Genomic DNA, 20,878 nt, shown 5'->3' with positions numbered 1-20,878 from the left:
ACGAGCGTCTGAGCTAATAATTAGCAGGATTTAAGGTTTCACTTTATACGAGCAAAGGTAATTTCATAATAGCCTCTTCAACCGAACGAACAACATGATTTGCCTTCTCTTTCACATACGGATGAGCATGATGAAGAGTAAACGAGTGCGGAGTTACTTCAAACATAGAAATATCATTAAAAGAATCACCAATGCACGCGACTTCCTTTGCCTCAACTTTTAAATATTCCATTAATCGCTTCAGAGCGCTCCCCTTACTTACTCCCTTTGGCATAATGTCAACGTAGCGCTTACCCGATATAAAAACTTCCGCTTCGCTATGAAATGTATCTCGCAATTCTTGATCTAATGCTACAATTTTCTCTTCACCCCCAAAAATAAACAACTTCGCAGGATGTACAGTCCTCCCAAATTCCTCTTCTAATGCTTCTATTTCAGCGATATGCACTCCCATATACTCTTCAAAAGTATGATGATGTTCATTCTTCCTTTTTGTATATCGCTGCTCATTTGCACATACAATATCTGCCAGTCCCTTTTTATGTATATATCGATATATTTCCTGGGCAACCCCATCTTCAAAACTCGATTCATGAAATACTTTTCCATCCGGTAGTAACATTGTCGCTCCATTTAAACCTGTTGTGTAATATGGGAACGAAAACCTTTCTACCGCCTCATTAATTCGGTGAGTAAAACGGCCAGAGGCAAAACAAATATTTGTCCCTTTTTCAGCTAACCAACAAAGCGCTCGTTCATCTTCTTTTTGCATATGATTCACATTGTAAACGAGCGTATCATCTAAATCACTTACAAATAATTTAATCATGTCCTCTTCCCCTTTCATACACAATATCTACTCTAATTGTACAAAAAAAATGTTTGGTTTTTGTTAAAAAAGCAATAATTTTTCAATAAAAAATAAGCGGGAGCATAATCCCGCTTATTTTTGTCTTCGCACATTTTGAGGTCTTACAATACTTGGACGAACCTTTAAACTAGACATAGTTGGACGGAGTAAAACTTTTGTTAATGCACCCCAATCAAACGGTAAAAACGGCCATAAATACGGTGTTTGTAAACTTTTTATAGACGCTAAAAATAAAATCAATATAGTCATTCCGATTACAAATCCCATCTCATGAAAGGCACCTGTCAAAATAATGACAAACAATTTTCCGACCTTATTTCCAAGTCCAAGTTCATAACTCGGCGTTGCAAATGATCCAATCATAGAAACCGCTACATATAAAATAACTTCTGGTACAAACAAACCTACATCAATTGCAATCTGACCAATTAATATGGCAGAAATTAATCCTGCTGCAGACGACAACGGTGTCGGTGTATGAATAGCTGCCATCCTTAAAAATTCAAGTCCAATTTCTGCCATCAAAACTTGTAATAAAATCGGTAAATGCGTCATCTTATTTGGTCCAATGAAAGCAAGATTTTCCGGTAAGAGAGTTGGATCAAATACAAAAACTAACCAAAATGGCAGTAAGAACAGCGAAAATATAACGCCTAAAAAACGTATCCAACGTAAAAATGTACCTACAGCTGGATTTTGCCTAAACTCTTCTGCATGCTGTAAATGATGGAAATATGTCGTTGGCGTAATCATCGCACTTGGTGACGTATCAACGAGCACTAGCACATGTCCTTCTAATAGATGATTTGCTGCTACATCGGGCCTTTCTGTATATCGAATAAGCGGGAATGGATTATAACTTTGTTTGACAACAAATTCTTCTACCGTTTTATCCGCCATCGTAATCCCGTCTACATCAATATTATTTAATTCTTGTTTTATAATCTTCACTAAATCCGGATTTGCAACATCTTGTACATATGTAATACAAATATCCGTTTGCGACCTATCCCCTACTCGAATCATTTCATTTCGAAGACGTGGGTCGCGTATTCTTCTACGAATTAAAGCTGTATTTACAACGATATTTTCAACAAAGCCATCCCTTGCACCACGTACTACCTTTTCTGTATCTGGTTCTGTCGGTGTCCGCCCTGGATAACTACGAACATCTATTGCGAACGCTTCCGTTTCACCTTCCACAAATATAATAATGAGTCCAGACAATACTTGGAGCATTACCTCATCCATCGTTTTCACTTTACTTACTTGTTGATGAATTAAACGATTCTCTAAAAGCTTCACTGTATCTTCTTCTACATCTCTTATTTCATTTGTATCCACCGCTTCTTCTAAAATAGGGATAATATAATTTGTATCACAAAGTCCATTTACAAATAACACACCAATTTCTTTATTTAAAATTTGAAATTTACGAATACCCACATCGTATGTAACACCTAGTCCAACCGTTTGTTTTAAATAATTTTCATTATCACTTAAAAAAGATGAAATAGGGATATTCACTTTTTTAGGCTTCGTCATAAAACCCACTCCTTTCCAAAATTAATTGAATCGCTTTTCTAGTAATAGGTGATCCTCTCTCCCATTCATCATTTCCACACATCTTACCAATATCACCGACCCCCACAATGACAGGAACATTCAAATCATCTAAACAATAAATCGTATCCCCACTAATCCTGCCAATTTCACCATCTGGAAGTCCAAATTTATCCACACCGTATTCTGTCAAATTCCCATTCCGATCTACACTTACATCTACACGTGCCCATTCCCAATGATGTGTATTAGACGCTACTGCTAAAATACCAAGTACATCAACTTGTTTATGTGTTGCGACATATTTTAACGCCTTTTCACCAGATCCTTCTCCTATAAATCCGCTGTCATCAAACATGACAAATACAGGGTCATATGGTGTTTGCATAATAAGCTCAACAACTTTCTTCCCTGTCAATTTGGTTGGATTACTTTGCGATGCTGAAATACACCTTCCCCCAAATTCCTTTGTTAACAGCTCAATTGTCCGCTTTGCATATTCATCTCCATCTGTGACCAAAACAACCCTTCGTCTCATTTGATTTATCCTTTCGGTTTACATATAAGTGCTACAAAAAATGAAAATAATATTGCTGCTGAAATACCCGCTGACGTTAAGCTAAACATACCGATTCCAATTCCTAAATATCCATGTTTTTCTGCCGCATGCATTGCTCCGTGCAGTAGCGAATGCCCAAAGCTTGTAATAGGGACCGTTGCCCCAGCACCCGCAAATTTTATAAGCTTATCATACAATCCGAATCCATCTAATATAGCCCCAACGACTACAAATGTTGCCATTAAATGAGCTGGTGTTAACTTGGCGAAGTCTAGCAACACTTGTCCAATTACACAAATAGCTCCGCCTACAAGAAATGCATATATAAAATCCACAATTCACTCTCCTTTCACTCTTTCAAATACAACACCGTGCGCGATTGTCGGAATCGTTTCCTTCTGTTGCATCATCATCGGGCTTAATAATGCTCCAGTAGCAACAACAAGAATTCGTTGTAAATTCCCCTTTTGCATCTCACGTAATAAATGCCCGTACGTTACAACCGCTGAACAAGCACAGCCACTACCACCTGCAAACACTTCTTCCTGACTCGAATCGTAAATCATTAATCCGCAATCATTGTATATATTCCCGAGATTATATCCTTCCTCAAGTAAAAGTTGTTTCGCAATTGGTGTCCCAACAGCTGATAAATCACCCGTAACAATCAAATCATAATCAGCGGCACTTCTTCTTAAATCTTCAAAATGCTGTTGAATTGTATGAGCAGCAGCTGGTGCCATTGCCGATCCCATATCTAAAGGATTCGCAATTCCTAAGTCCTGTACTTTCCCAATCGTAGCTGCCGTTATTTTAATTGCACTCTCTTCATTGCTAATTAATATGGATCCTGCTCCAGTAACCGTTGAATTTGCTGTTCCTGGCTTTTGTCCTCCATACTCTGTTGGATAACGAAATTGTCTTTCAGCCGTCGCATTATGACTACTTACTGTAGCTAAGATGCGATTCGCAAATCCACCGTCTATAAAGGCTGCCCCAATCGCTAAAGTTTCCATTGACGTCGCACAAGCGCTAAACATTCCTAAAAAAGGAATACCACACTCACGAGCAACATAATTTGCGGTCACTGTTTGATTTAATAAATCACCCGCTAAAAAGAAATCAATTTGCGATTTTTTGATATTTCCTTTTTGCATCGCTTGTTGAATCGAGTCTGACATTAACCTTCGCTCAGCAAGTTCCCAATTTTCCTCTCCACAATGTAAGTCAGCATATGAAATATCAAAATCCTTTCCAAGAGGGCCTTCAGCTTCTTTCGGACCGACGGCAGTACCAGTTGCATTCACGAAGATATCATTTTGAAATACCCACGTTTGTTTTCCTGTCAACCTCATACCTATCCCTCCTTTAAGACATTAAAATTTTAAATGTATATCTTATTAACCCGATAATGTATGCACCGACGACTCCAAACACAATGACGCTGCCTGCAATCTTAAACATATTAGTAGCAATCCCAAGAACAATCCCTTCACTCCTATGTTCTAGTGCAGCACTCGCCATAGAGTTCGCAAATCCAGTAACTGGTACTGCTGATCCGGCTCCAGAAAACTGCCCGATCTTATCATATACACCACATCCTGTTAAAATCGCCGATAATAAGACAAGAGTGGCAACTGTAGGATTCCCTGCCTCTTGTTCACTAAAATGAAAATAATGTATATAAAATTTCATCAATACTTCTCCAACTGTACAAATGAGTCCACCTACAAGAAATGCCTTGACACAATTTATGAAATAGTTTGGTTTTGGATGGTACTCCTTCACTTTATTTATGTAGTCATCCTTTAGTTTTTTTTGTGTCATATATATTGCCTCCTACTTTACGAAATAAATCCAGTGAAACAGCGAGCCTATTACTTTTCCAAGTACAAGAGCAACGAGTAAAACAACAATTTTTCCCTCTACCCCTACTCGTTTCGCTAAAATAGGTAAAACATTTAACACTTCTGTTAATGCCGCAGCAAGCATTCCAATGAATGTGCCACAAAATATCCCTAATATAACAAGCCAATATTGTGATGTTTGAAATGTAATATTTCTCAAACTACACCAAGCTCCTGTTAAAGTGCCTGCAATGACCGCCCACTCAAAATATTGAATGTGTTTTCCACTTCTCGTTAATTGAGCTAAACGTGGGATAATGCCTAGCACAGCTAAAAACGCAACATATCCGCTCCCTACAGCAATTCCTCCAGCGAGACCAATTAAAATAACGAATCCATGTTCAATCATCAGCTATCTGTTTCGTATTATCCTTATTTTCATGAACGATAACGTATTGATCTAGCGATTGCTGATATTGAAACATCTCAACTTCTAATGGACTAGGCTCTTCATTGATTCGCTTTTGAAATACATGATTAAAAAACAAGACCATCCCTAATCCAAGACCTAGTGAATATGGAATTTGAAATAATAGCGGTTGTGCCTTAAATTCTCCAGTAATCATGTAATATAACCGTTGATGTACTTGTTGCATACTTACATCTTCATGGAAATAAATTATCGCAAGAGCCGCTCCAATGAAAAGCAACAACCATACAAGTCCAAAGAAAAGCGGATGCACTTTCTTTTTTTCGTATATAATTTCAACAAGAGTTTGTCCAGAACCAAGTAAATTAATTTGTATATGAGACGCTTTTTGTTGAATAATCTCAATCACTTTCATAACATCAATTACAACGTGCGTTTTATCATGCGCTGTTATTTTGTAAACTATCTCATTTTGTAACGACTCAACTATCAAAGAATCTCCGGCAAGTTGAGCAACATCGCCCAGCTTTACTTCATACGTAGGAGAAACTTTTAAGCGATTTCGCATTTTAATATAAAGCGTTTGTTCCAACTTCCAATCACCCCTTCACTCTTCCTCGTAGTTGTAGTATGGTTATTGGAATTTTTTCTAATACAATTTTTTCATAAAAAAACATCTGTACCGTTTCGGTACAGATGTTTTAACCTACGCCTTTTTCTTAAATAAATTTGCAATACTTAATGCGAGTCCTCCCCAAATAACTACCATACCAATAACCATCATCATAATCGCTGATCCACTCATCATGAAACACCTCGGTCCTTCCATTCTTTTTCAAGCTGTGCAGAATCTGAATGTATTTGTGCATTCCATTTTTTTAAGCTAATTACTATCGCAACAACAAGAAATGCTGCAGCTATCGACCAACCATATGTTACAACAAACTCTGTCGGATAATCTCCGTAGTTCTTTTTAATGTTTTGGATTGTACCATCAATTAACATATACCCTAACATAAGTGGAGTAATAACGAGTAAACTCACTCTCCAAAACGTCCCTAACTTTATATCAGATACAAAGTTTGCATGATTTTGATAAACTGGTAAACGGCGTAGAATAAGTCCTATTGTAACTACTTCAGCTAGTGCAATTGTAATCAATCCAAAATTGTTAGCGAAATAATCAACAACATCGAGGAACATAAGTCCACCGCGCGTTGCAAAAACAAGAGAAACTAATACTAAAAGCGTTCCCATAATTCCAATCGTCTTTTGACGACTCAAGCTGAATTTTTCAGATACAGCGGCAAAGCATACTTCCGCAAGTGAAATAAGTGATGTAATTCCAGCAACCGTTAAAGATAAGAAAAATAATACGCCAAATAACGGTGACATCGGTAACTCATTAATAATTTGCGGGAATACTACGAACGCAAGCCCTACGCCAGCACTAGCTACTTTATCAACCGGTACCCCCATGTTATTTGCCATAAATCCAAGAGCTGCAAAAACACCGATACCTGCCAATAACTCAAATCCTGAATTTGCAAACCCTGTAATAAAAGCATTATTTGTTGTATCTGAGTTTTTCGGTAAATAACTAGAATACGTAATCATAATTCCGAATGCTAATGAAAGACTAAAGAAAATTTGACCGTAAGCAGCAAGCCATACTTTCCCATCAAAAATACGACTCCAATCTGGTTTAAAGAATGCATCTAGTCCTTGCATCGCGCCTTCCATCGTCACTGCACGAACAACGATAATAAGGAACATAACAACTAGTAAAGGAATAAAAATGCGGTTAACAACTTCGATTCCTTTTTTAACGCCTTTAAATGCAACACCAAGCACGATAATCCAAACGAGAGCCAATGGAATTAATACTTCTGGTACGAGTCCCCCGAATTGTCCTGGCTTATCTGCAACATGTAAATACTCTTTAAATAAAAATGATTGCGTGTCTTTCCCCCATGCTCCAGTAATTGAAAAGTATGTATACGAAATAGACCAAGCAATGATTACAGCATAATATGTTGACACAATAAATGTCACACACATTTGCCACCATCCAATAAATTCAGCACGTGGATTAATACGGAAGAATGTAAGTGGCGCCGAGCCACGATGACGATGTCCAAGAGCAAACTCGAACGCTAACAATGAAATACCAGTAGTTAATAATGCAAATAAGTACGGTAAAAAGAATGCGCCTCCCCCGTTTTCATACGCGGTATAAGGAAAACGCCATATATTCCCTAGTCCAACAGCTGAACCGATTGCTGCAAAAATAAATCCAGCCCTCGTTCCCCATTGTTGCCTCGTTTCCATGTTTCCTTCCCCCTTTGTGACAAGTTCATACTTGGATTATATTTTAAATTAACTAAATTATCAATATATTCTGTTAATTTTTTAGAAATAATTGGATCCTCCTCCTTTTCATGACAATAAAAAAAGATCGAATAGATAGCTACTCATCTATTCGATCTTTCATCTGTTTCAATATTTTCTTTTCAAGTCTTGAAACTTGTACTTGCGAAATGCCTATGCGCTCCGCTACTTCTGATTGGGTTTGGTCTTTATAATAACGCAAATACACAATTAGACGTTCTCGTTCATCCAATTCTCTAATTGCTTCTTTTAAAGCAATTTTATCAAACCATTTCGTTTCAGATTGATCTGCAATTTGATCTAAAATAGTAATTGGATCTCCATCGTTTTCATACACAGTTTCATGTATTGATGAAGGAGCACGACTCGCTTCTTGTGCCAAAACGACTTCTTCTGGCGTTAGTTCAAGAGCCTCCGCTACTTCATTAATCGTTGGGGCTCTTCCAAATTCTTTCGAAAGCTCGTCTCTCATCTTTCGAATTTTGTTTCCTGTTTCTTTTAAAGATCTACTTACTTTCACAGATCCATCGTCACGTAAAAACCGTTGTATTTCACCAATAATCATTGGAACTGCATATGTTGAAAATTTCACGTCGAAAGATAAATCAAATTTATCTACCGATTTTAAGAGCCCAATACATCCAATTTGAAATAAATCGTCTGGTTCGTACCCTCGATTAAGAAATCGCTGCACAACCGACCATACGAGACGCATATTACTTTGAACGATTGTATCTCTCGCTTGTTGATCTCCATCTTGACTTTTTTGAATTAACGCTTTTAGCTCGTGGTCCTTTAACTGAGGTTTCTTCTTCTCATTTCTGACCTCTATGTCCATAGGCTATTCTCCTTAATTGCATAGAGCGTTACTATTTGATAAGTATTTTGTCAAATGGATTGTTGTCCCGAAAGATTCGTTTGAAATAACTTCTACTTCATCCATAAAATTTTCCATGATAGTAAATCCCATTCCGGAACGCTCTAATTCAGGTTTAGTTGTAAAAAGGGGTTGTCTTGCCTCATCTAAGTTAAAGATACCAATCCCTTCATCTCGAATCGTGAGTTTCACCATTGCTTCTTCCAAAATCACTGAAATATAAACAACACCTTCTGCATTTCCTTCATATCCATGAATAATTGCATTTGTAACTGCTTCTGACACAACTGTTTTAATCTCTGTTAGTTCTTCCATCGTCGGGTCTAGTTGTGCAATAAAAGCAGCTACTGTAACGCGAGCGAATGATTCATTCTGACTTAACGCTGAAAATTGAAGGTTCATTTCATTTCTCATTTATGCCACCCCCAACGTCGCGAGCGCATGCGCTTCACTTTCTTCTAAACGAACAATTTTGAATAGACCTGACATTTCAAATAAACGTTTAACAGGCGGTGAAATTGCACAGACAACCATTTCTCCACCTAATCCCTTTACATGTTTATATCGGCCTAATATAACACCTAGACCAGAACTATCCATAAACGTTAAGTTCTCTAGGCTCAAAACAATATGATGAACACCATGTGTCTCAATCATATCTGTTACTTTCGTTCGCAACTCTTCAGCAGTATGATGATCTAATTCACCCTCTAGTCTCACACATAAGACGTCACGTTTTACTTCTAAGTGCATGGAAAGACTCACACGATTTCCTCCTTATGCTCAAACTTTACTCATTAACATAAGATTTTCGTGATATAAAATAAGAATCCTTCCTACTGACAAAAGAAGAACTATTTCGTCATAAAGTGAAACCTTTCAGCAATTATCCCCGTATATACGAGCAGAAAAGCGGCAAAATTCCCGCCGCTATTTTGATGTTGAAAACATCCCAAAACTTCTTTTAAATAGTTCCCACCAGCTTGCTGCAGCAACATCTTCTTTTGCTACAATTGTTTGTTTTAATAAAACATCTTTATCTTTTTTAATAACGAGTGTACCAAGTGCATCACCTTTTTTAATCGGTGCCTTTACTTTCTTTTCAGCAATCACTTCTTGTTTTACCTTGTCCATATTTTCGCCCTTCTTCATAAGAAGAGACACATTGTCTGACGCAACTAAATCTACTTTTTCTTTTTTACCTTTTCCTACTTGTACAGTCTTAATTTTCTCGCCACGTGTATACAATTTCTTTGTCATATATTGTCCAAATGCATAGTCAAGAAGCTTTGTTACTTGGTTGTTCCGCTCTTTTGACGTAGGTGCTCCCATGACAACTGAAATAACACGCATTCCATTTTTTTCAGCTGATGCTGTTAAACAATATTTCGCTTCTGTCGTAAAACCCGTCTTCACTCCATCTACTCCAGGATAAAAACGAACTAGCTTATTCGTATTAACGAGCCAAAATTTCTTATCCGTATTTTCACGTAAATAGTCTTCATACTTACCTGTATATTTTCGAATAAGTGGATACTTCATCAACTCTTTCGCCATAATAGCCATATCATTCGCTGTGGAATAATGATCTTTCGCTGGAAGACCTGTCGGATTTTGAAAATGTGTATTTTTCAGTCCTAGATCTTTCGCTTTCTTGTTCATCATATTTACGAATCCTTCTTCTGAACCAGCGATATGCTCAGCTACTGCAACAGATGCATCATTTCCAGATGCAATCGCAATGCCCTTTAGCATTTCATTTACAGTCATCTCTTCCCCAGGCTCTAGAAAAATTTGTGATCCACCCATTGAAGCTGCGTGTTCACTCGCTCTAACTTTATCGTTTAGTTTTAGTTTTCCTTTTTCAACTTGTTCCATAATTAATAGCATTGTCATAATCTTCGTCATACTAGCAGGTGGTAACTTTTCATTCGGATTTTTATCAAACAAAACTTTACCTGTATCTTGCTCAATTACGATTGCTGACGACGCTTGTTCGGCTAACTTCGGTGCTGTTTCTTCTGTTTTCTCCTGCTTCGTTTTCTCAGATTGTGCGAAACTAACTGAAGTACCAGAAAGCAATAACATGAAACAAACAAGTATTCCAAAAACTCGCTTCATGACTAACCCTCCATTCTATATCAAACCTATTTTTTCCAATTTATACATTTTTAATACCATATTTTTCTATCATTTTCAGTTGACAAATAAATTCATTGCCTATATTGTATTAAGTGTATTACACACAGTAGTACACTTAATACTCATCAGGAAGGAGACATTGCTCTTGCATATTCAACTTGATCCAAGAAGCAACACTCCGATATGGGAACAAATTGTCCAAAATGTAAAAGAACTCGTATTGAAAAACATGTTAGCTCCAAGTGATAAGCTTCCTTCTGTACGCGAGCTCGCATCTTTGCTCGTTATAAATCCAAATACAGTAAGCAAAGCTTATCAAGAATTAGAGCGACAAGGGATTATTGAAACATTACGAGGGAAAGGAACATTTGTATCCCAATCGATTACCCCAACATTAGACGAAAGGAAAATCGCTATGGTTGAAAAGCAATTTCATCAATTACTACTAGAAGCCTCTTATCTTGGGATTACGAAAGATAAAATTCACGATTGGATAGATTCATACTACAAAGAGATTGGAGGAAGTATAGATGCTGAAAGTGACAAACTTGAAGAAAACAATTGATAATCAAACAATTTTAGACGATGTTTCTTTCACATTACAAAAAGGTAGTATCGTCGGATTGCTCGGTAGAAACGGTGCAGGGAAAACAACTTTATTACGAACGATGGTCGGCATTTTAGACCCCGATGAAGGCACTGTTACATATGAGGATACGGATGTTCATAAGCAGCCGGAAATTAAACAAAAAGTTGTATATGTTCCGGATTCTACTAACATACTGAACGGATATACAGTAAAGGAAATCGTGAAATTTTATAAAGCCGTTTATACAGCATTCGATGAACAATATTTTTATGAAATATTAGAACGTTTTAACTTGCCGAACAAACGAATCCGTAGCTATTCAAAAGGAATGAAAGCACTGCTTGCCATCATTTTAGCTTTCGCTGCAAAAGCAGAATATATTATTTTAGATGAACCGACAAACGGGCTTGATCCTATCGTTAAAAGACAAATCCTACAATTTCTCGTTGAAGAAGTAGCAGAGAAAGAAATTACGATTTTCATCTCTACTCATCATTTAGATGAAGTTGAAAAAATCGCAGATACAATCATTATTTTAAAAGGGCATACAGTAGATTCTATTACGTCACTAGACGATGCAAAATCACGATTCGCTAAAATACAAGTTGCTTACGAACGATCATTACCTCAAAAACTAGAAAACTTAAGCAATATTAAAATATTAAATCAAACGGGAAAAGTATATACGATTTTAATCGAAGGAAATGTTGCTACAACGCTTGAGAAGTTTTATAAAGAGCAACCAATACTCATTGAAGAATTAACAATGTCACTTGAAGATGTCTTCGTTACGACGCTTGAGGAGGATGGGTATGTTTCATAAGGCGTTATGGATGTGGAATTGGAAACGTGGGAAATATGCTGTATTACTCTTTTTCTTGAGTACAATTTATTATTTATCTTATGACTACTATCAAACTGCCAAGGAGCAACAATATCTCCTTCTTCATCCAGAAAATCTAGAAGGACAAAAGTTTTATTATCAATATTCTTTTTATTCTTCTAACACTTTTTGGTTAGCTCTTATTATAATCGCTCTAGCTTGTATATTAATTGGATGGGAACGCAGTCATCAACATGAAGAATTATTAATGATGATGCCCTTTAAAAGACGTGATATTTTCTTATCAAAATGGTTTTTCGGTACATTTTTTATCCTAGCATCATTTCTTATTAATTGGGTTCTTATGTATTTTATTTACAAATCAACCATCCATTTTGAATACCAATCATTTGGCACATTTCATCGTTATTTTCTTTACGCGATTTTTTCATACATTGCTATTTACACTGTTTCTCTATGTATTGGCACATTTACTGGTAGCATTATTCCACAAGGCATCTTTAGCATTACTTTTTGCGTAATCGGATTAGGAGTATTTTCACTCTTTCTCTTTTTCTTAACAATCAATTCAGATGCACTATATGAGCATAAAGACTATACACGATTTGAGAAAATGTATGATTTTAGTAAGAAGACAAACATCTCAAGTCCCATACTAGACTATACAATTGATTATCATTATAATCCTAATTCACAATCATACATGGATAGCGGAAAAGTTATAATGATAGGTCCTACATCTCATCGTTACTACTCTGCTAAAGTAATTCTTGTTTCTATTTTCTATACAATTTCTGGCTTACTTCTTGGTACATTTCTTTACACGAGGTCACCGAATGAAAATAATAAGAAAATCTTTATATTTCATAAATACCGCTCATTTTGGATATGGAGTGCTACCATATACGCGGCATTAATAGGCGGCCAAATGTTAAATAGTTTTAATCTGTTATTTAGTTACTATATTGGATTCTTTTTAACTGGAATCGTCACCTATTTTATATTATCACGTCTTACAAATTATAAAGTTTTTTAAAGGAGAGATCCTATGTTTCATAAAGCATTGTGGATACGCACATATCAGCAAAGTAAATATATTATTTGGCTATTTTGGTTAGTAAGTTTCTACGTACTGTCATATAAATATTATTTATCAGCTGCAACGCAACTACATTTTTTTCATGAAAATAGTAAATGGAACTATATATTCCGATACACTTATCACCTTTCACTTATTGATGCTATCATGGTTCAAGGGGCACTCCTCATTGCATTAGCCTGTATCCTTATTGGATGGGAACGTCAAAATCAATCAAGTGACTTTCTATGGTCTATGCCATTTAAACGGAAAGATCTCTTCATGACGAAATGGCTTTTTGGCGTGTGTAATATTGTAGCTATCGTTATATTGAATTGGGGACTTTTTGCTATTATGAAAAAGACAACCTTTCATAATAAGTATCAAGTATTTTCACCATTTCATACTTATTTCTTATACATGGTTATTGTATTAATTTCCATCTATACCCTTGCACTATGTATAGGTACAATTACTGGCAATATAATTTCACAAGGATTTTTTGCTACTGCTATACTTGGATTTCCTTTTATTTTACCAACACTTATTGCTGGATTTATTTCCATCCATACAAATACGCCTGCTTATACACAAGAGAAAGTAGATAGTTTATATACAGGTATACTCGAAAAAGTGAATATTTTAGCACCAATTCACAGATTCGATATTGATTTCGATTACGACCCTCAGAGGGCGTATACCGATGCTGCTGGAGTGCGTCATGATGAGCCAAACTTCACTTACATTCCTTCAGCGACGAAACTTATTGGGCCAATCGCAAATATAATTATTTTATTACCTTTAGGGATGTACTTATATACAAGATCACCTAATGAACAAAATGGAAACTTCCTATTATATCCAAATCTTAAAAAGCTATGTATGATATGTTGTGTAATCTTTATTGGAATGTTTGGCGGAATGTTAGTAGGTGGAAGCCACTCTATCTGGAGCTATTATATGGGCTTCATAGGAACTAGTGTCGTAGTTTACTTAATCTTATCTCGCTTCTTAAAACTTAAATTTTCTTCGAATGTGAAATAACCTCCTTTTGAAGGAGGTTATTTCACATTCTCTCTCCTATCCCCATACACCATTTCTTCTTTCATCCCAAACCCATCACCATTTTGTACAATTTGTTCTGTCGGTGCGACTACACTTTCAGCAATTTTCCATTTCCCATTTTCTTTCACAAATACTTGTAGAAAATAGTTCATGCCATTAAGTTGATATGCATTTTCTTTTTTCACGTTATAATGCACCGCAATGTAGTACACTTGAATATTTTCTTTCCCTGCTTTTGATACGTATTGCGATAATCTCGGAATGTACATAGATGCTTTCTTAAACGGCAATTGCTTCGCTTTAACGAGCTCTGAATTTGTTACATTACGCAATGTGTCCTGATTACGAATATTATCGCTGTGATGGAATGATACTGCATTTTGCATAGAACGAACCCATAATTTCGAATATAAGACCGTATTATCGTTTTCAATATACTTCACTTCTTTTTGCACCACTTGGATAGGGGTATCGGCGTACGTGAATGTATGAAAACAGAAAAAACTTCCAAGTAAAATGGTAAGTGCAGCAATATATTTCATAATCTTTCCTCCGATCTTTTTAATTAAAGTATCGGAGTTTCAAAATGTTTTTATTCAAAAGAAAAAGGATAGGAAAGCTCTCGCTTCCTATCCTCATTTATTATAATACGCGGCCAAATAGTTCTAAAACCATTTCTATCTCTTGGTCGCTCCAACCTTTAAATCTATCTTTATAATATTCTTTACGCACAGCTTCAAGTTTTTCAGTTACTTCTCGTCCATGTTCTGTAATTTCTAAGTACACGATACGACGATCTGAATTTGAACGTTTTCTTTCTACAAATCCTTTTCGTACGAGACGATCTGTTACAGCTGTAATATGACTGGAGGTTACGTTTACTTCACTCGCAATTTGCGAAGCCATCTGTGGACTTTTTAAAAACAACGCACGTAGGACAGAGAATTCATTATATGGCATATGCTCTGAAAAACGTGTATTAATATCATTTTGTAATAAACGTATCATCTTTCGAAATGATGCAGATAAATCTAAAATCAGTGTTTCTCTTTTTTCGTTCACTAGCCTCGTCCCTTTTTTATCATATTTACACATATTATAATCTATAAATACCTCTGTTGTATATGCTTTCTTTCCTCATCATTCTCATTTATGTAACTTTTTTCATACGATTTTCTTTTTTGTTCACACATATACATATAAAGTGAAACTTTAATCAGTGGGGGATGGACACCTCCCCCACTGATTATTAGCCTTCACCAATCGGGCTTTTACGGGCAGTCTTACTGTCCGCAAATAGCGGGATAAAAAAGGATGGTGATGCAAAATGCAAGGTGGAATGAATCCGTATTTACATAATATCCGTACGACAAATGCTGGTAAAGAAGCTACTATTACTGTACAAGGAGAAGGCATTGTAAAAGCAAAACCAAATGTTGTCATATTAACACTCGGAATTCGAACAGATAGTAAAAATGTAAAACAAGCGCAAGAAGAAAATGCGATACAATCGAAACAATTGCTGGATGCACTCAAACAGCTCGGTATTGCCGATAAAGATATAGAAACCATTTCTTATACGATTACTCCTCAATACGAATATGTAAATGATAAAGCATTACTACAAGGCTACCGTGTGGAGCATTTGTATGAAATTACCGTTTTAAATGTGCAAAAAGCAGGGGAAGTATATGATATAGCCGTTTCGAATGGTGCAAACGTAGCAAAAGGGTTACGTTTTCGAATATCTCATCCAAATAAATATTATGAGCAAGCTCTCATTCAGGCTCTGCACCAAGCAGTAGAAAAAGCTCGTGCTATTGCGAGTACATACAATTTAAACATTAATCCTGTTCCCCTCTCACTCGTTGAAGAATCTGCCCAATTACCACGGGAGGTTGCATCCTATGCTACTTTACATGCACAAGCAGCCCCGCCCATTCAATCTGGAGAATTAGAAATCATTTCAACCATACGAGCCATTTTTACGTATTTATAAATAATTTCGTTTATAAGTAAACGTTATCATTTTCGTTGTTGTAAAAACATGATGTTCTGATATAATAAAGGACGGTGAGCTCTTACAAAAGAGATATCACGGGTGGGAGAGGGATATGAAAAAGAAGGTTTAACATGAAAGGAATACTTGAAAGAACATTTAAATTAGACTTACACCAAACATCACCAAAACAAGAAGTTTTAGCTGGAGTCACGTCATTTTTCACGATCGTTTATATTATGATTGTAAATGCGTCAATCTTATCAGATGCCGGCATTCCTCTTGAAGCTGGAATTTTAGCAACTGTTTTTAGTTCATTTGTCGGATGTCTACTTATGGCATTTTGGGCAAATGCACCTGCTATTCTTGTCCCGGGTATGGGTGTAAATGCATTCTTCACGTACACTGCTGTGCACACGCTCGGTCTAGCTTGGCAAGAAGCATTAGCAGCTGTTTTTATCGCCGGTATTATTTTTGCAATTGCTGCTTTTACACCGATTGCTCGCGTGCTTTCGGTATCGATTCCAAAGTCATTAAAGGAAGCGATCACTGTCGGTATCGGGTTGTTTTTAGCTTTCATCGGCTTGCAAAAAGGTGGTTTAGTCGTTTCGAATCCTCATACTGCTGTTGCAATGGGGAAATTAAGTAATCCTGTCGTTCTTGCGACATTACTTACTCTTATCATTGCGCTTGTACTATTTATTCGTAACGTGCGTGGAAACTTTTTATGGACGATTGCAATTGGAACTGGTATTGCATGGCTATTCGGTCTTGTTGATACGAGTCAAGTGGGAAATAGCTCATTTTCATTCGCTAATTACGGCGATGTGTTTGGAGCTATGTCATTTGGGAAACTTTCTTCCTTACCATTTTGGATTGCAACATTCTCCTTAAGCATGGTGCTTATTTTTGAGAACATGGGACTTTTACACGGTTTATTAGAAGATGATCGTAAATTCCCACGTGCTTACCAAGCAAATGCAATTTCAGCAATGACATGTGGTCTATTTGGCACAAGCCCTACCGTTTCAACAGTAGAGAGTGCCGCAGGTATTACTGCAGGCGGAAAGACAGGTCTGACGTCTATCGTTACAGGGTTGTTATTCTTCGCATCACTGTTTGCACTTCCGTTTGTCAAACTAATTCCTGATAGTGCCATTGCACCAATCTTAATTATTATTGGCGGCCTGATGATTACAAGCATTCAACAAATTCCTCTGAACGACTTTTCAGAAGGGTTTCCAGCGTTTTTAATTATCGTTATGATCCCGCTCACATATAGTATCGCTGATGGCATTGCGTTCGGATTTATCGCTTATCCTATTTTAAAAGTTGCTCTTGGAAAGCGTAAAGAAGTTGCACCATCCATGTATATCATTACATGCTTATTCTTAGCCATGTTCGTATTACACGCTATTGGCTAGTAAAAAACACCGAGGAAATCCTCGGTGTTTTTTACTTAAACCAACCTTTTTTATAAAACCAAGCCATCATGCCCCCGCCAATTAACGCCATAATTAACAAACAAATAAAGTAACTATACTGTCCGCCAAGCTCTGGCATATGTGAAAAGTTCATTCCATATACCCCTGCGATAAATGTTAATGGCATGAAAATCGTCGAGAATACAGTTAATGTTTTCATAATGTTGTTCATATGGTGCGAGTTCAATGAAAAGTAACTATCTCGAATATCTGCTGTTAATTCACGACTCGCTTCAATCATCTCTGTCAGTTTAAGCAAATGATCATGTATATCTTTAAAATAAATTTCATGGTCGCTTATACCGTAAAAGCGAGTTGAATTTAAAATACGATACAATAAATCACGCATCGGAATAATCGTACGCCTTAGCTTCGATAAATCTGCACGAATATCAAATACCTCTTCTAGCACGCTTCCTGCTGTCTCACCCGTTAAATTATCATCAATTGCATTTAAATGGTCTTCAATGTAATACACAGGTGCGAAATAATCATCTACAATTTGGTCAATAATTGTATGCGCTACATTTAAAGGACTCTTCTTAATACGTTTCTTCTCACCGAGCGTTTTCCATACTCTTTCAATCGCATTGTTATGAGAGAAGTGGAAAGAGACTATATATCGATCACTAACAAATAAATCGATTTCATGCGGTTCTAATCCGTCTTCTCCGAATGCATGGAGAACTAAAAAGTTATATCCATCATAAAAATCTACCTTTGGCCTCTGTACATACTCTACACAATCTTCAATTGCAAGGGGATGGAACTTGAAGTGATCTTGTAAAATATATGTATACTCTTCTTTCGTCGGCTTATATAAATCAAGCCAATACCATACGATGTTTTCTTTTTGCGTTTCTTCTAGCGAAACATCATATAAAACTTCATTTTTTTTCGTTATCGCACAAATTCTAATCATAATTTCACCCATTATTATTATAAACAAAAAATAGTCAAAAAAGCCAAGGAGAAATCTCCTCAGCTTTTTTTATTACTTTGTTACAATACCGTGTACTAAAGTTGGTGCATCTACGTGGTCTTTAGCGATTTTCATGTTCTCATAAATTTTCGCTTTTACGTCTTCAACATTTTCGCGGTTTGCGTAAATTGTAACAAGAGCGTCACCTTTTTTCACGCTATCGCCTACTTTTTTGCGAAGCATTAGACCAACTGCTAAATCGATTTCAGACTCTTTCGTTGCACGCCCTGCTCCTAAAAGCATTGCTGCTGTTCCGATTTCGTCTGCAACGATTTCCGATACATAACCGTCTTCTTTTGCTTCCACTTCAATTTTAAATTGTGCTTGTGGCAATTTAGAAGGATCATCAACAACAGATGCATCGCCGCCTTGCGCTGATAAGAACGTTTTAAATGATTCTAGCGCTTTACCGTTGTTCATTACTTCAATTAACTTTTCACGAGCATCTTCTAAAGATGAAGCTTGTCCAGCAAGGTATACCATTTGACTTCCAAGCGTTAAACATAACTCTTCTAAATCTTTTGGTCCTTTACCTTGTAATGTATCAATTGCTTCTTGTACTTCTAATGCGTTACCAATAGCCTCACCAAGCGGCTGGCTCATATCAGAAATAACTGCCATCGTATTACGACCAACGTTATTACCGATTCGTACCATTGCTTCTGCTAAACATTTTGCATCTTCATCCGTTTTCATAAATGCTCCTGCTCCAGTTTTTACATCAAGAACAATTGCATCTGCACCAGCAGCAATTTTTTTACTCATAATCGAGCTTGCAATAAGCGGAATTGAGTTTACTGTTGCCGTTACATCACGAAGTGCATACAATTTTTTATCAGCAGGTGTTAGGTTTCCACTTTGACCGATAACAGCAATTTTATTTTCATTTACAAGACGCATGAATTCATCATTTTCAATTTCCACATGGAATCCTGGTACTGCTTCTAATTTATCAATTGTACCACCCGTATGTCCTAGACCTCGTCCAGACATTTTCGCAACTGGTACACCTAAAGCAGCTACTAATGGACCTAATACAAGTGTCGTTGTATCACCAACTCCACCTGTTGAATGCTTATCTACTTTGACCCCTTCAATGGCTGATAAGTCAATTGTATCACCGCTATTTACCATTGCCATCGTTAAATCTGCACGTTCTTGATCATTCATATCTTGGAAGAAAATTGCCATTGCAAGTGAACTTACTTGATAATCAGGAATATCACCATTTGTGTATCCTTCAACGATAAAGTTAATCTCTTCTGTCGTTAATGCATGTCCATCACGTTTTTTTGCAATTAGGTCCACCATTCTCATTGTGAAGTCACCCCTTCATTTGTTTTACGATTGCTTTTACTAATGCTAAGAAGTTAGCTTTAACACGTTCTGTCGTTTCAATTACTTCATCGTGGTGAAGTGGCTGATCTAAAATACCAGCTGCCATATTTGAAATACAAGAAATACCTAGTACTTTCATACCTGCGTGACGCGCTACAATTACTTCCGGTACTGTTGACATACCAACTGCATCTCCGCCAAGTGTACGAAGCATACGAATTTCAGCAGGTGTTTCATATACAGGACCTGTCATTCCAACGTATACACCTTCTTGTACTGTAATGTTTAAGTCAGCTGCAACTTGTTTCGCCATTTCGCGAAGTTCTGTCGTATATGATGTAGACATATCAGGGAAGCGTACGCCCATTTCAGAATCATTCGGTCCGATTAATGGATTCGTACCCATGAAGTTGATGTGGTCTGAAATTAACATAAGGTCGCCTGGTTCAAATGATGTATTTACACCACCAGCTGCATTCGTTACAACAACTGTTTCTACACCTAGTTCTTTCATAACACGAACTGGGAATGTTACTTTTTGCATATCATATCCTTCGTAGAAATGGAAACGTCCTTGCATTGCTACTACTGTTACACCTTGAAGTGTACCGAATACAAGTTGACCTGCATGACCTTCTACAGTTGATACTGGGAATTCAGGGATCTCACTGTAAGGTACTGTTACTGCGTTCTCGATTTCATCTGCTAATACGCCTAGTCCAGATCCAAGGATTAGTCCTACTTGTGGTGTCTCTTGAAATTTCTCTTTTAAGTATGAAGCTGATTTTGTAATAAGTTCACGATTCATTTGTTTATCCC

The 20,878-nt window shown here is 36.7% G+C and carries 25 protein-coding genes; 6 read left to right on the top strand and 19 right to left on the bottom strand.

The genetic code is table 11. The features are described from left to right. Positions 1 to 43: 43 nt before the first annotated feature. The 14 genes from BAU28_RS12800 to dacF form a co-directional block, all read right to left on the bottom strand. A complete protein-coding gene (locus BAU28_RS12800; RefSeq protein ID WP_071718747.1) occupies positions 44 to 847 on the bottom strand; it encodes a Cof-type HAD-IIB family hydrolase in 804 nt (267 codons plus the stop codon). A gap of 96 nt (positions 848 to 943) precedes the next feature. Next, positions 944 to 2,416: a spore germination protein SpoVAF gene (spoVAF, locus tag BAU28_RS12795; RefSeq protein ID WP_071718746.1), complete on the bottom strand. Its 1,473-nt coding sequence runs from the start codon at positions 2,414 to 2,416 to the stop codon at positions 944 to 946. After that, on the bottom strand, positions 2,403 to 2,972 hold the full coding sequence (gene spoVAEA, locus BAU28_RS12790; protein WP_001254419.1) for a stage V sporulation protein SpoVABEA: 570 nt from the start codon (positions 2,970 to 2,972) through the stop codon (positions 2,403 to 2,405). The genes spoVAF and spoVAEA overlap by 14 nt, the downstream gene beginning before the upstream one ends. A gap of 5 nt (positions 2,973 to 2,977) precedes the next feature. Next, a complete protein-coding gene (gene spoVAE, locus BAU28_RS12785) occupies positions 2,978 to 3,328 on the bottom strand; it encodes a stage V sporulation protein AE (RefSeq protein WP_000345912.1) in 351 nt (116 codons plus the stop codon). Between the two features lie 3 nt (positions 3,329 to 3,331). Further along, positions 3,332 to 4,348 carry a stage V sporulation protein AD gene (gene spoVAD / locus BAU28_RS12780; protein WP_071718745.1) on the bottom strand — a complete coding sequence of 339 codons (1,017 nt, stop codon included), beginning with the start codon at positions 4,346 to 4,348 and terminating at the stop codon, positions 3,332 to 3,334. 13 nt (positions 4,349 to 4,361) lie between these two features. Further along, positions 4,362 to 4,820: a stage V sporulation protein AC gene (gene spoVAC, locus BAU28_RS12775; protein WP_048374093.1), complete on the bottom strand. Its 459-nt coding sequence runs from the start codon at positions 4,818 to 4,820 to the stop codon at positions 4,362 to 4,364. A 12-nt stretch (positions 4,821 to 4,832) separates the two neighbouring features. Then, on the bottom strand, positions 4,833 to 5,249 hold the full coding sequence (gene spoVAB, locus BAU28_RS12770; RefSeq protein WP_048374094.1) for a stage V sporulation protein SpoVAB: 417 nt from the start codon (positions 5,247 to 5,249) through the stop codon (positions 4,833 to 4,835). After that, on the bottom strand, positions 5,242 to 5,862 hold the full coding sequence (locus BAU28_RS12765) for a stage V sporulation protein AA (RefSeq protein ID WP_071718744.1): 621 nt from the start codon (positions 5,860 to 5,862) through the stop codon (positions 5,242 to 5,244). The genes spoVAB and BAU28_RS12765 overlap by 8 nt, the downstream gene beginning before the upstream one ends. Before the next feature lie 114 nt (positions 5,863 to 5,976). Further along, the gene (locus tag BAU28_RS12760; protein ID WP_002094424.1) at positions 5,977 to 6,078 is read right to left on the bottom strand and encodes a methionine/alanine import family NSS transporter small subunit; all 102 of its coding nucleotides are present in this window, start codon (positions 6,076 to 6,078) and stop codon (positions 5,977 to 5,979) included. After that, a complete protein-coding gene (locus BAU28_RS12755) occupies positions 6,075 to 7,601 on the bottom strand; it encodes a sodium-dependent transporter (RefSeq protein WP_002173303.1) in 1,527 nt (508 codons plus the stop codon). Before BAU28_RS12755 ends, BAU28_RS12760 begins: the two co-directional genes overlap by 4 nt. A gap of 139 nt (positions 7,602 to 7,740) precedes the next feature. Further along, complete coding sequence (gene sigF, locus BAU28_RS12750) at positions 7,741 to 8,499, bottom strand: RNA polymerase sporulation sigma factor SigF (RefSeq protein ID WP_025150147.1); 759 nt, start codon at positions 8,497 to 8,499, stop codon at positions 7,741 to 7,743. Positions 8,500 to 8,511: 12 nt separating this feature from the next. After that, positions 8,512 to 8,952, bottom strand: coding sequence for an anti-sigma F factor (gene spoIIAB, locus BAU28_RS12745; protein WP_001243400.1), 441 nt, complete (start codon positions 8,950 to 8,952; stop codon positions 8,512 to 8,514). Further along, positions 8,953 to 9,303: an anti-sigma F factor antagonist gene (gene spoIIAA / locus BAU28_RS12740; RefSeq protein WP_002088460.1), complete on the bottom strand. Its 351-nt coding sequence runs from the start codon at positions 9,301 to 9,303 to the stop codon at positions 8,953 to 8,955. A 165-nt stretch (positions 9,304 to 9,468) separates the two neighbouring features. Then, positions 9,469 to 10,659: a serine-type D-Ala-D-Ala carboxypeptidase DacF gene (gene dacF / locus BAU28_RS12735; protein ID WP_071718743.1), complete on the bottom strand. Its 1,191-nt coding sequence runs from the start codon at positions 10,657 to 10,659 to the stop codon at positions 9,469 to 9,471. Between the two features lie 166 nt (positions 10,660 to 10,825). Between dacF and BAU28_RS12730 the strand changes: the two genes are divergently transcribed. Genes BAU28_RS12730 through BAU28_RS12715 form a run of 4 tightly spaced genes read left to right on the top strand, consistent with a single transcriptional unit; the run spans position 10,826 to position 14,235 of the window. After that, positions 10,826 to 11,245 (top strand): GntR family transcriptional regulator, encoded by a 420-nt coding sequence (locus tag BAU28_RS12730; protein WP_002173305.1) that lies wholly within the window; start codon positions 10,826 to 10,828, stop codon positions 11,243 to 11,245. Continuing rightward, the gene (locus BAU28_RS12725; RefSeq protein WP_071718742.1) at positions 11,211 to 12,092 is read left to right on the top strand and encodes an ABC transporter ATP-binding protein; all 882 of its coding nucleotides are present in this window, start codon (positions 11,211 to 11,213) and stop codon (positions 12,090 to 12,092) included. Before BAU28_RS12730 ends, BAU28_RS12725 begins: the two co-directional genes overlap by 35 nt. Next, positions 12,082 to 13,149: an ABC transporter permease gene (locus BAU28_RS12720; protein WP_071718741.1), complete on the top strand. Its 1,068-nt coding sequence runs from the start codon at positions 12,082 to 12,084 to the stop codon at positions 13,147 to 13,149. The genes BAU28_RS12725 and BAU28_RS12720 overlap by 11 nt, the downstream gene beginning before the upstream one ends. A gap of 12 nt (positions 13,150 to 13,161) precedes the next feature. Then, positions 13,162 to 14,235: an ABC transporter permease subunit gene (locus BAU28_RS12715; RefSeq protein ID WP_071718740.1), complete on the top strand. Its 1,074-nt coding sequence runs from the start codon at positions 13,162 to 13,164 to the stop codon at positions 14,233 to 14,235. 17 nt (positions 14,236 to 14,252) lie between these two features. Here BAU28_RS12715 and BAU28_RS12710 read toward each other — a convergent pair whose 3' ends face one another. Then, positions 14,253 to 14,798, bottom strand: a complete 546-nt coding sequence (locus BAU28_RS12710; protein ID WP_071718739.1) for a hypothetical protein — start codon at positions 14,796 to 14,798, stop codon at positions 14,253 to 14,255. A gap of 100 nt (positions 14,799 to 14,898) precedes the next feature. Then, complete coding sequence (locus BAU28_RS12705) at positions 14,899 to 15,318, bottom strand: MarR family winged helix-turn-helix transcriptional regulator (RefSeq protein WP_025150140.1); 420 nt, start codon at positions 15,316 to 15,318, stop codon at positions 14,899 to 14,901. Between the two features lie 265 nt (positions 15,319 to 15,583). On the opposite strand from BAU28_RS12705, the gene BAU28_RS12700 reads away from it, so the two are divergent. Continuing rightward, a complete protein-coding gene (locus BAU28_RS12700) occupies positions 15,584 to 16,255 on the top strand; it encodes an SIMPL domain-containing protein (RefSeq protein WP_071718738.1) in 672 nt (223 codons plus the stop codon). A gap of 134 nt (positions 16,256 to 16,389) precedes the next feature. Next, positions 16,390 to 17,679, top strand: a complete 1,290-nt coding sequence (locus BAU28_RS12695) for an NCS2 family permease (RefSeq protein WP_071718737.1) — start codon at positions 16,390 to 16,392, stop codon at positions 17,677 to 17,679. A 31-nt stretch (positions 17,680 to 17,710) separates the two neighbouring features. On the opposite strand, the gene corA is transcribed toward BAU28_RS12695, so the two are convergent. Genes corA through BAU28_RS12680 form a run of 3 tightly spaced genes read right to left on the bottom strand, consistent with a single transcriptional unit; the run spans position 17,711 to position 20,867 of the window. Next, on the bottom strand, positions 17,711 to 18,673 hold the full coding sequence (corA, locus tag BAU28_RS12690) for a magnesium/cobalt transporter CorA (RefSeq protein WP_071718829.1): 963 nt from the start codon (positions 18,671 to 18,673) through the stop codon (positions 17,711 to 17,713). A 60-nt stretch (positions 18,674 to 18,733) separates the two neighbouring features. After that, entirely contained in the window at positions 18,734 to 20,038 is a 1,305-nt protein-coding gene (locus tag BAU28_RS12685) for a pyrimidine-nucleoside phosphorylase (RefSeq protein ID WP_071718736.1), read from the bottom strand. Between the two features lie 7 nt (positions 20,039 to 20,045). Then, positions 20,046 to 20,867 (bottom strand): purine-nucleoside phosphorylase, encoded by an 822-nt coding sequence (locus BAU28_RS12680; protein WP_071718735.1) that lies wholly within the window; start codon positions 20,865 to 20,867, stop codon positions 20,046 to 20,048. Positions 20,868 to 20,878: the final 11 nt, after the last annotated feature.

Source organism: Bacillus paramycoides, from assembly GCF_001884235.1.
Lineage (GTDB): Bacteria > Bacillota > Bacilli > Bacillales > Bacillaceae_G > Bacillus_A > Bacillus_A paramycoides.
Note: the sequence above shows the minus strand (reverse complement) of the source record. Positions and strands in the feature narration are given on the sequence as shown.

Bases quoted from the DNA above. Each gene is read 5' to 3' on its own strand.
- BAU28_RS12800 (WP_071718747.1), bottom strand. From the start codon at position 847: ATGAAAGGGGAAGAGGACATGATTAAATTATTTGTAAGTGATTTAGAT.
- spoVAF (WP_071718746.1), bottom strand. From the start codon at position 2,416: ATGACGAAGCCTAAAAAAGTGAATATCCCTATTTCATCTTTTTTAAGT.
- spoVAEA (WP_001254419.1), bottom strand. From the start codon at position 2,972: ATGAGACGAAGGGTTGTTTTGGTCACAGATGGAGATGAATATGCAAAG.
- spoVAD (WP_071718745.1), bottom strand. From the start codon at position 4,348: ATGAGGTTGACAGGAAAACAAACGTGGGTATTTCAAAATGATATCTTC.
- spoVAC (WP_048374093.1), bottom strand. From the start codon at position 4,820: ATGACACAAAAAAAACTAAAGGATGACTACATAAATAAAGTGAAGGAG.
- spoVAB (WP_048374094.1), bottom strand. From the start codon at position 5,249: ATGATTGAACATGGATTCGTTATTTTAATTGGTCTCGCTGGAGGAATT.
- BAU28_RS12760 (WP_002094424.1), bottom strand. From the start codon at position 6,078: ATGATGAGTGGATCAGCGATTATGATGATGGTTATTGGTATGGTAGTT.
- BAU28_RS12755 (WP_002173303.1), bottom strand. From the start codon at position 7,601: ATGGAAACGAGGCAACAATGGGGAACGAGGGCTGGATTTATTTTTGCA.
- sigF (WP_025150147.1), bottom strand. From the start codon at position 8,499: ATGGACATAGAGGTCAGAAATGAGAAGAAGAAACCTCAGTTAAAGGAC.
- spoIIAB (WP_001243400.1), bottom strand. From the start codon at position 8,952: ATGAGAAATGAAATGAACCTTCAATTTTCAGCGTTAAGTCAGAATGAA.
- dacF (WP_071718743.1), bottom strand. From the start codon at position 10,659: ATGAAGCGAGTTTTTGGAATACTTGTTTGTTTCATGTTATTGCTTTCT.
- BAU28_RS12725 (WP_071718742.1), top strand. From the start codon at position 11,211: ATGCTGAAAGTGACAAACTTGAAGAAAACAATTGATAATCAAACAATT.
- BAU28_RS12720 (WP_071718741.1), top strand. From the start codon at position 12,082: ATGTTTCATAAGGCGTTATGGATGTGGAATTGGAAACGTGGGAAATAT.
- BAU28_RS12715 (WP_071718740.1), top strand. From the start codon at position 13,162: ATGTTTCATAAAGCATTGTGGATACGCACATATCAGCAAAGTAAATAT.
- BAU28_RS12710 (WP_071718739.1), bottom strand. From the start codon at position 14,798: ATGAAATATATTGCTGCACTTACCATTTTACTTGGAAGTTTTTTCTGT.
- BAU28_RS12700 (WP_071718738.1), top strand. From the start codon at position 15,584: ATGCAAGGTGGAATGAATCCGTATTTACATAATATCCGTACGACAAAT.
- BAU28_RS12695 (WP_071718737.1), top strand. From the start codon at position 16,390: ATGAAAGGAATACTTGAAAGAACATTTAAATTAGACTTACACCAAACA.
- corA (WP_071718829.1), bottom strand. From the start codon at position 18,673: ATGGGTGAAATTATGATTAGAATTTGTGCGATAACGAAAAAAAATGAA.
- BAU28_RS12685 (WP_071718736.1), bottom strand. From the start codon at position 20,038: ATGAGAATGGTGGACCTAATTGCAAAAAAACGTGATGGACATGCATTA.
- BAU28_RS12680 (WP_071718735.1), bottom strand. From the start codon at position 20,867: ATGAATCGTGAACTTATTACAAAATCAGCTTCATACTTAAAAGAGAAA.